The organism is Micromonospora yasonensis (genome assembly GCF_026013475.1).
Lineage (GTDB): Bacteria > Actinomycetota > Actinomycetes > Mycobacteriales > Micromonosporaceae > Micromonospora > Micromonospora yasonensis.
This window is the reverse complement of the sequence record NZ_JAPDPH010000308.1, coordinates 1-7027: the sequence shown is the minus strand read 5'-3', so window position 1 is coordinate 7027 and position 7027 is coordinate 1. Positions and strand designations below refer to the sequence as shown.

The 7027-nt window shown below is 75.0% G+C and carries 6 protein-coding genes; all 6 read right to left on the bottom strand.

Annotated elements, in window-relative coordinates; translation table 11 throughout:
- Positions 1–924 (bottom strand): esterase-like activity of phytase family protein (locus tag ONA70_RS33635; protein ID WP_265010515.1); only part of this gene is annotated, 924 nt, incomplete at its 3' end.
- Between the two features lie 181 nt (positions 925–1105).
- Positions 1106–2530: an ATP-binding protein gene (locus ONA70_RS33630; RefSeq protein WP_265010514.1), complete on the bottom strand. Its 1425-nt coding sequence runs from the start codon at positions 2528–2530 to the stop codon at positions 1106–1108.
- Positions 2527–4185, bottom strand: a complete 1659-nt coding sequence (locus ONA70_RS33625; RefSeq protein WP_265010513.1) for an FAD-dependent oxidoreductase — start codon at positions 4183–4185, stop codon at positions 2527–2529. Before ONA70_RS33625 ends, ONA70_RS33630 begins: the two co-directional genes overlap by 4 nt.
- Before the next feature lie 45 nt (positions 4186–4230).
- Positions 4231–4953: a polysaccharide deacetylase family protein gene (locus ONA70_RS33620; RefSeq protein WP_265010512.1), complete on the bottom strand. Its 723-nt coding sequence runs from the start codon at positions 4951–4953 to the stop codon at positions 4231–4233.
- On the bottom strand, positions 4950–5318 hold the full coding sequence (locus ONA70_RS33615; protein WP_265010511.1) for a hypothetical protein: 369 nt from the start codon (positions 5316–5318) through the stop codon (positions 4950–4952). Before ONA70_RS33615 ends, ONA70_RS33620 begins: the two co-directional genes overlap by 4 nt.
- A gap of 16 nt (positions 5319–5334) precedes the next feature.
- The coding region (locus tag ONA70_RS33610; protein WP_265010510.1) for a lysylphosphatidylglycerol synthase transmembrane domain-containing protein at positions 5335–7027 on the bottom strand (1693 nt) is incomplete at its 5' end.

The following is a 7027-nucleotide window of genomic DNA, read 5'->3' as shown; positions in this document are numbered from 1 at the left end:
CGTGGTCGCCGGGCGGGGCGCCGGGTAGCGCAGGACGGTGGGTCGGGTGCCGGCCGGCTGGTCCGCGGTCTCGGAAACGGTGAGCAGGAAGCGGCCGTCCGGGGTGTAGGAGATGGACTCCCCCTGCGGCTCGTCGGGCAGCGGGACGACCCGGGGCCGCCCGGTGGTCAGCGCGGCGGCCACGTCACCGTCGGGGACGTCGAACTCGAACGCGTCGGCGTACGTGCGCAACACCACCCGCCGCCCGTCCGGCGTGGCGGCGGCACCGGTGACCACCGCGCGGCCGAGGAAGCCGAACGGGTTGCTGGTGCCCGTGCCGGGCAGCGCCACCTGTCCCCGCCGCACCATCGGCACCGTCGCACCGGGCACCGGCGCCCTGGTCGGGGTGTAGATGCCCGCGGCGCCGCCCTGCTTGGTCACGACGAGCGGCCAGCCGTCGCCGGTCAGCAGGAGCGCCTCCGCGTCGTGCGGTCCGTCCGGGTAGGCCAACCGGTGCAGCACCGGCCGCTCACCGCCCCGCGGCAGCTTCCACACGGCGACGGTCTCCCGGGAGCGGTCGTTGTCACCGATGTCGGCGATCCAGACCGTGCCGTCCGCCGCGACGGCCAGGTCCTCGGTGTCTCGCGGCCGGGACGGATACCGCACCGTACGCACCACCCGGCACCGGCTGTCCAGGAAGAAGATCCGCCGCCGGCGCTCCTCGTCAGCGCTGTCGTTGACCATGACGAACCCGTCGTCCGTGGCGGCCATGCCGGAGATCTCGGTGAGCCGGCCGTCCCGCACCTGGCAGACCGGCGACCCGTGGACCGGCGACGGCCGCGGGGACGGGTCGGCCGTCGCCGGGCCGGATGCCGCCACGAGCAGCGCAGCGGCAGCGGCGGGCCCGGCGATCACCCACCGCCAGCGGCTGCGCTGCTGCCCCACGGTCCCCCCGCTCCGATCCCGCCGACCGTCTCGGTGTCGGCACCCGCCCCGGCCGGCACTCGGATGCCGTACCCGGGTCCGGGCTGCGTCGCCGACGCTCGTGGAGGATACGTGGGCACCGGCCCCGGTGGGGCCCGGCGCCGACCAGGGCACGCCGGGCCGCGTCGGTCAGCGCCCGGCGCTATGCCGGGGTCATCGGCAGCAGCACGATGAACCGGGTGTCGCCGGGCTGGGACTGCACCCGGATGTCCCCGTGGTGCTTGTTGACCACGATCCGGTAGGAGATGTCCAACCCCAGTCCGGTGCCCTCGCCGACGGGCTTGGTCGTGTAGAACGGCTCGAAGATACGCGGCCGGATCTCCGGCGGGATCCCGCCGCCGGTGTCGCGCACCTCCACGATCAGCCGGTCCTCCTTGCGGGCGGTCCGGATGGTGAGCGTGCCGGTGTCGCCCATCGCGCCGAGCGCGTTGTCGATCAGGTTGGTCCAGACCTGGTTCAGCTCGGCCGCGTACGCCGGGACGGCCGGCAGGTTCTCGTCGTACTCCTTCACCACCCGCACGCCCGGCGGGATCTTGGCCTGGAGCATCACCAGGGTGGCGTCGAGCAGGTCGTGGACGTCGACGGTCTGATAGGGCGCACGGTCCAGTTGGGAGTACTGCTTCGCGGCCCCGACCAGGCCGGAGATCCGCGAGACCGCGTCGTCGATCTCGCCCATCAGCAGCTCGGTGTCGATGGTGTACGCGATCCAGCGGATCGCCGACTCGACGTCCTCGCCGCCCACCGCGGCGTCGACCTGGCCCAGCCAGCCGCTGTCGATGCCGCCGGCGACCAGGGTCGGGGCCAGGTCCCAGGCGCCGCGTACGTCGTGGTCGTCGAGCCAGTCGGTGAGTTCGTCCTCGGCGTCGCTGGCGGCCAGCGGCGTCAGCGGCGGCGCCGCGGCGGCCCGCTTCACCGCCTCCTCCTGGAGCCCGACGAGCTCGTGCAGGCGCCGGCCGTCGAGCCGGCCGTCGGCGATCATGGCCAGCTTGTGCCGCATCTTGGCGACCCGGTCGCGCAGCGCGGCGGTGGCCCGGACCGCGGCCGCCGCCGGGTTGTTCAGCTCGTGGGTCAGCCCCGCCGAGAGGGCGCCCAGGGCCAGCAGCCGTTCCCGCTCGCCGACGATGGTCTGCGTGTTGCGCATCCCGATGAACAGCCCCTCCAGCAGGTGGGTGGCCATCGGGAACCAGGTCCGCATCGCGTCGGCGATGATCGCGGCCGGCAGCGCGAAGACCGCGCAGTCGGTGACCGCGAACAGGCTGTTCTGGTAGCGCTGCTCGGCCGGATCCCCGACGTACGCCTGCATGGCGCCGCCGTAGACGCCGGGCTGGCTGGTCCGGCTCAACTCGACGTCGTCGCCCTGGACCCGGCGGTGCATCGTCACCGTGCCTTCGAGCAGCACGTAGAAGCAGCTCGCCGGCTCCCCCTCGACGTACACGGCCTCGCCGGCGCGGCGCCGCTCGACCCGGCCGTGTGCGCACAGGTGCGCCAGCTGCTCCGGGTCGAGCGACTCGAAGAGGAAGAGACGGCGCAGCTCCTCCGGGGTGAGCCGGTCGGATTCGGTGTTCACTGTGCCTCCAGATAGCGGTGCACCAGCGAGACCGCCATCGCGCCCTCGCCGACGGCCGAGGCCACCCGCTTCACCGATTCGGCCCGCACGTCCCCGGCGGCGAAGACCCCGGGCATGCTGGACTCCAGGTGGTACGGATCGCGTGGCAGGCGCCAGCCCGGCGGCCGCCGGCCGCCCCGGGTCAGGTCGGGCCCGGTCAGCACGAACCCACGCGGGTCCCGGGCAACGGCGCCGTCGAGCCAGTCGGTGCCGGGCTGCGCGCCGATGAAGACGAAGAGCCACGAGGTCTCGACCCGGCGGGTCTCCCCGGTACGGGTGTCGCGCAGGGTCACCTCCTCGAGGTGCTCCTGCCCGGTGCCGCCGACCACCTCGGTGTGCGGGTGCACCTCGATGTTGTCGATCCGGGCGAGCTGCTCGATCAGGTAGCTGGACATCGACCGGGTGAGGTCGTCGCCCCGGATCAGCACGTGCACCCGCCGGGCGTATCGGGAGAAGTGCACGGCGGCCTGTCCGGCCGAGTTCGCCCCGCCGACGATGTAGACGTCCTGCCCGGAGCAGCTCGGCGCCTCGCTCGACACCGAGCCGTAGAAGCAGCCGCGGCCGGTCAGCTCGGCCAGCCCCGGGGCCGGGAGCATCCGGTACGAGACGCCGGTGGCCAGCACGACCGTGTGGGCGGCGACGCTGCTGCCGTCGGCGAACGTCAGCACCCGCGCCGCCCCGGCGTCCGTCAGGGCGACCACCTCGCGCGCGCTGAGCAGTTCGGCGCCGAACCGCAGCGCCTGCCGGCGCGCCCGGTCGGTCAGCTGGGCCCCGGAGACACCGTCCGGGAAGCCGAGGTAGTTCTCGATCCGGCTGCTCTGCCCGGCCTGGCCACCGGTGGCCCGCCGCTCGATCAGCACGGTGCGCAGCCCCTCGGAGGCGCCGTAGACGGCGGCGCCGAGCCCGGCCGGCCCGGCCCCGACCACCACCAGGTCGTAGAAGTCGGCGGCCGGCATGGTGGCCAGCCCGACGTGCGCGGCCAGGTCGGCCTCCGTCGGCTGCACCAGCGACTTGCCGTCGGTCGTGACGACGAGGGGTACGTCGTCCGCGCCCACCCCCGCCGCGGCCAGCAACTGGGTGCCCTCGGGCTCGTCGGCGAGCACCCAGCGGAACGGCACCAGGTTGCGGGCCAGGAAGTCGCGCGTCTTGAAGGACGGGGCCGACCAGCGGTGGCCGACCACGCGCAGGTCGGTGGCGGGCGTCGCGGCGGCGGCCTGCCACCCCTCCAGCAGCGAGTCCAGCACCGGGTAGAGCTTCTCCTCCGGCGGATGCCACGGCTTGAGCAGGTAGTGGTCGAGGTCGACCACGTTGATCGCGTTGATCGCGGCGTCGGTGTCGGCGTAGGCGGTCAGCAGGACCCGGCGGGCGGCGGGGAAGAGGTCCATGGCGGCCTCGAGGAACTCGATGCCGTTCATCTGGGGCATCCGGTAGTCGGCGACCAGCACGGCCACCTGCTCGCCACGCAGTTTCAGCTCGCGCAGCGCCTCCAGCGCCGTCTCCGGGGAGTCGGCCCGCACCACGCGGTACCGGTCGCCGTAGCGGCGACGGATGTCGCGGGCGACCGCGCGGGAGACGGCCGGGTCGTCATCGACGGTGAGGATCGCGGGGTTGGGCATGGCGTCTAGTGAAGCACCACTGCCGGTCGGCACCCACCGCGAGCGTCATCGGGCCGGGTCCCGGTGCGCGCCGAGCGGCCCGACGGTCCAGCCCTGCCGGCGGCACTCGGCGAGCAGCCGGGGCAGGGCGGTGAGCGCGGACCGCCAGGCACCCGGCGCGGCGGTGCACGAGGAGTCGTGCAGCAGGATCGTGCCGCCGCCGGCGAGCCCGGCGCGGACCGTGTCGTACACCGTGTCGCCGGTGGCCGACGGGGTCCAGTCCCGCCCCCAACAGCTCCACAGCACCGGCTCCAGTCGCAGCCGCAGCGCGCCCAGCAGCGCCGCGCCGGTCAGCACCCCGTACGGCGGGCGGAAGAACCGGGGCGTCCGGCCGGTCACCTCGGCGATCAACGCCCGTGTGCGGGCCAGGTCGCGTACGGTCGCCACCGGCCCACGCAGCAGCAGGTTGTCGTGCGCCCAGCCGTGCACGGCCACCTCGTGACCGGCGTCGACGACCTGCCGGCCGAGTTCGGGCCAGCGGCGCAGCATCGTGCCGAGCAGGAAGAAGGTGGCCCGCACCCGGTGGGCGGCGAGCACCTCCAGAAAGCGCGGGGTGGATTCCGGGTCGGGACCGTCGTCGAAGGTCAGCGCCACCCGGTCCGGCCGGCCCACGCCATGCAGCCCGGGCAGGAACCGGGCCCGGACGGCCGGTACGGCGGCCAGCGCCGGCGCCGCCTGGAACGCCGGCAGCGCCAGCGTGGCGGCGGCCCAGCCGGGGCCACCCCTCACCGGCTGCCGCCGGCGGCCTGGAGCAGCGCCGCGACCACGGCCACCGCGTCGCCGACGGAATCCACCAGGGCGGGACCGTGCCGGTCGGCGTCCTCCCGTCCGGCCCGGATGTCCGCGGGGATCGCCCGGCGCAGCCGGCGCCAAACCCACCGAAGCAGCGTACGCAGCACCGAAAGGGGCAAGCGGGAATGGATGACCAGACCGAGGAGCGCGTCGTGGCCCCGGGGCAGCCAGCGCAGGATGGCCCCGTCGCGCAGCCGCCGCGTCAGGCCGGCGGCGGCCGTGTCCTGGCCGGCTCCGGTGTCCGCGGAGACCACCACGATGCGCCCCGGGTGCTCCATGCCGCGGTGCTTACCCATGGTCACGGCATCCACGCTCCCCTCATACCGCGTGCCGGTGGACGAGTCCGCGCAGCGCCGCGTACCCGGGTAGCACCGGCAGCCAGAAGGTGGCCAGCCGGTAGACCAGCACGCCGGCCACCGCGATCTCCGGTCGGAGCCCGTAGATCAGCAGTCCGGAGACCAGTGCCGCCTCGGCGGCACCCAGACCGCCGGGGGTCGGCGCGACCGTGGACACTCCCTCCCCCACCACGGAGACCAGCACGACCGGCGCGATCAGGGCCGGGTCGGCCGGCAGGCCGACGGCGAGCAGGGCCAGCCAGAGCGCCGCGCCGTAGGCGAGGGTGAGGGCCACGCTGACCACCAGCAGCGGGCCGATCCGGCCGCTGCGGGCCAGCGCACGCAGGGCCTCGGCGACCTGCCGTCGGGCCGCGCGCATCCGGACCCGCAGCCGGGGTACGGCGAAGGCCGCGGCGGCCAGCAGCAGCACCGCGAGCACGGTCAGCAGCACGGCCAGGCCCCGCCCGGTGGCCGCGGTCGCCAGGTGCCGGCGGCTGCCCCGCGCGAACGGCAGCAGCACGGGCACCAGCAGCGCGACGCCGAGCACCCCAGCCACCCGGTCCACGGCCACCGCGGTGGCCGCCGCCGGCACCGGCAGTCCCTGCTGACGCAGGTAGCGCACGCTCAGCGCGGCGCCGCCCAGCGCCCCTGGGGCGAGCCGGTTGACGAAGGACGCGGCCACCTGGACCGCGACGGTACGGCGGAACGGGATCCGGCCGGCGGCGGCCAGGCGCAGCGCCTGCGCGCTCAGCAGGTAGGTGGCGGCCGAGGCCAGCAATGTGCCGGCCACCGCGAGCGGGCGGGCGTGCAGCAGGGCGTGCAACGCGGCGCGGACCTGGCCGATCTGCGGCAGCAGGTAGTACACCAGCAGGCCGACCATGACCAGCAGGAACACCTGCCGGGGCGTGATCCGCACGACCCGGGCCAGCCGGTTGCCCCGGCCGGGACACCGGCGGACGATCTCGTCCCGGAGGTCGTCGAGCAGACCGGGCCGGTTGTCGGCGAGCGCCCGGCCGGCGTGGGACAGCAGGGCGGGTTGCAACCAGGGCAGCGTGTCGGCCACCGGGCCGGCGCCGAGCTGCCCCACGGCCGCGTCGACCGCCGGCCGTACACCGGCCAGCGCGGCCAGGGTGACCAGGAGCTCCACCAGGTCGCGGGCCTGCTGGTCGGCGGTGGCCTCGCCGGTGCCGAAGCTGAGCTCGACCAGCCAGGCGGTGGAGTCGGCGACCAGCACGTTGGCCGCCCGGAGATCCCGGTGCGCCAGACCGGCCCGATGCAGCCGGGCCACCTGCCGGCAGACGTCGTCGAGGGCGTCCCGGTCGAGTTCGGCCGGGCCGAACGCGTCGAGCGGCCGGCCGGGCACGAACTCCTGCACCAGCAGCATGTCGCCGGCCGGGTCGGTGCCGGTGGCGACCAGCCGGGGCGTACGCACCCCGGCCCGTTCGGCGCGCAGCAGCAGGTACGCCTCGTGCTCGCTCTTCTGCTTCGGGGTCACGTACGGCGGCTCGTCGCCGATGCCCCGGTAGCGCAGCCGCCGGTAGAGCTTGTAGAGCCAGTCGGCGTCCCGCTGGCTGCCGCCGGTGACCTTGACGAAGAGACGCCGGCCGTCGACGGTGGTGACCCGCCAGGGGCGGGAGCCCCGGGCGTCCCCGACGACCGGGGTCAGCTCCTCCGCC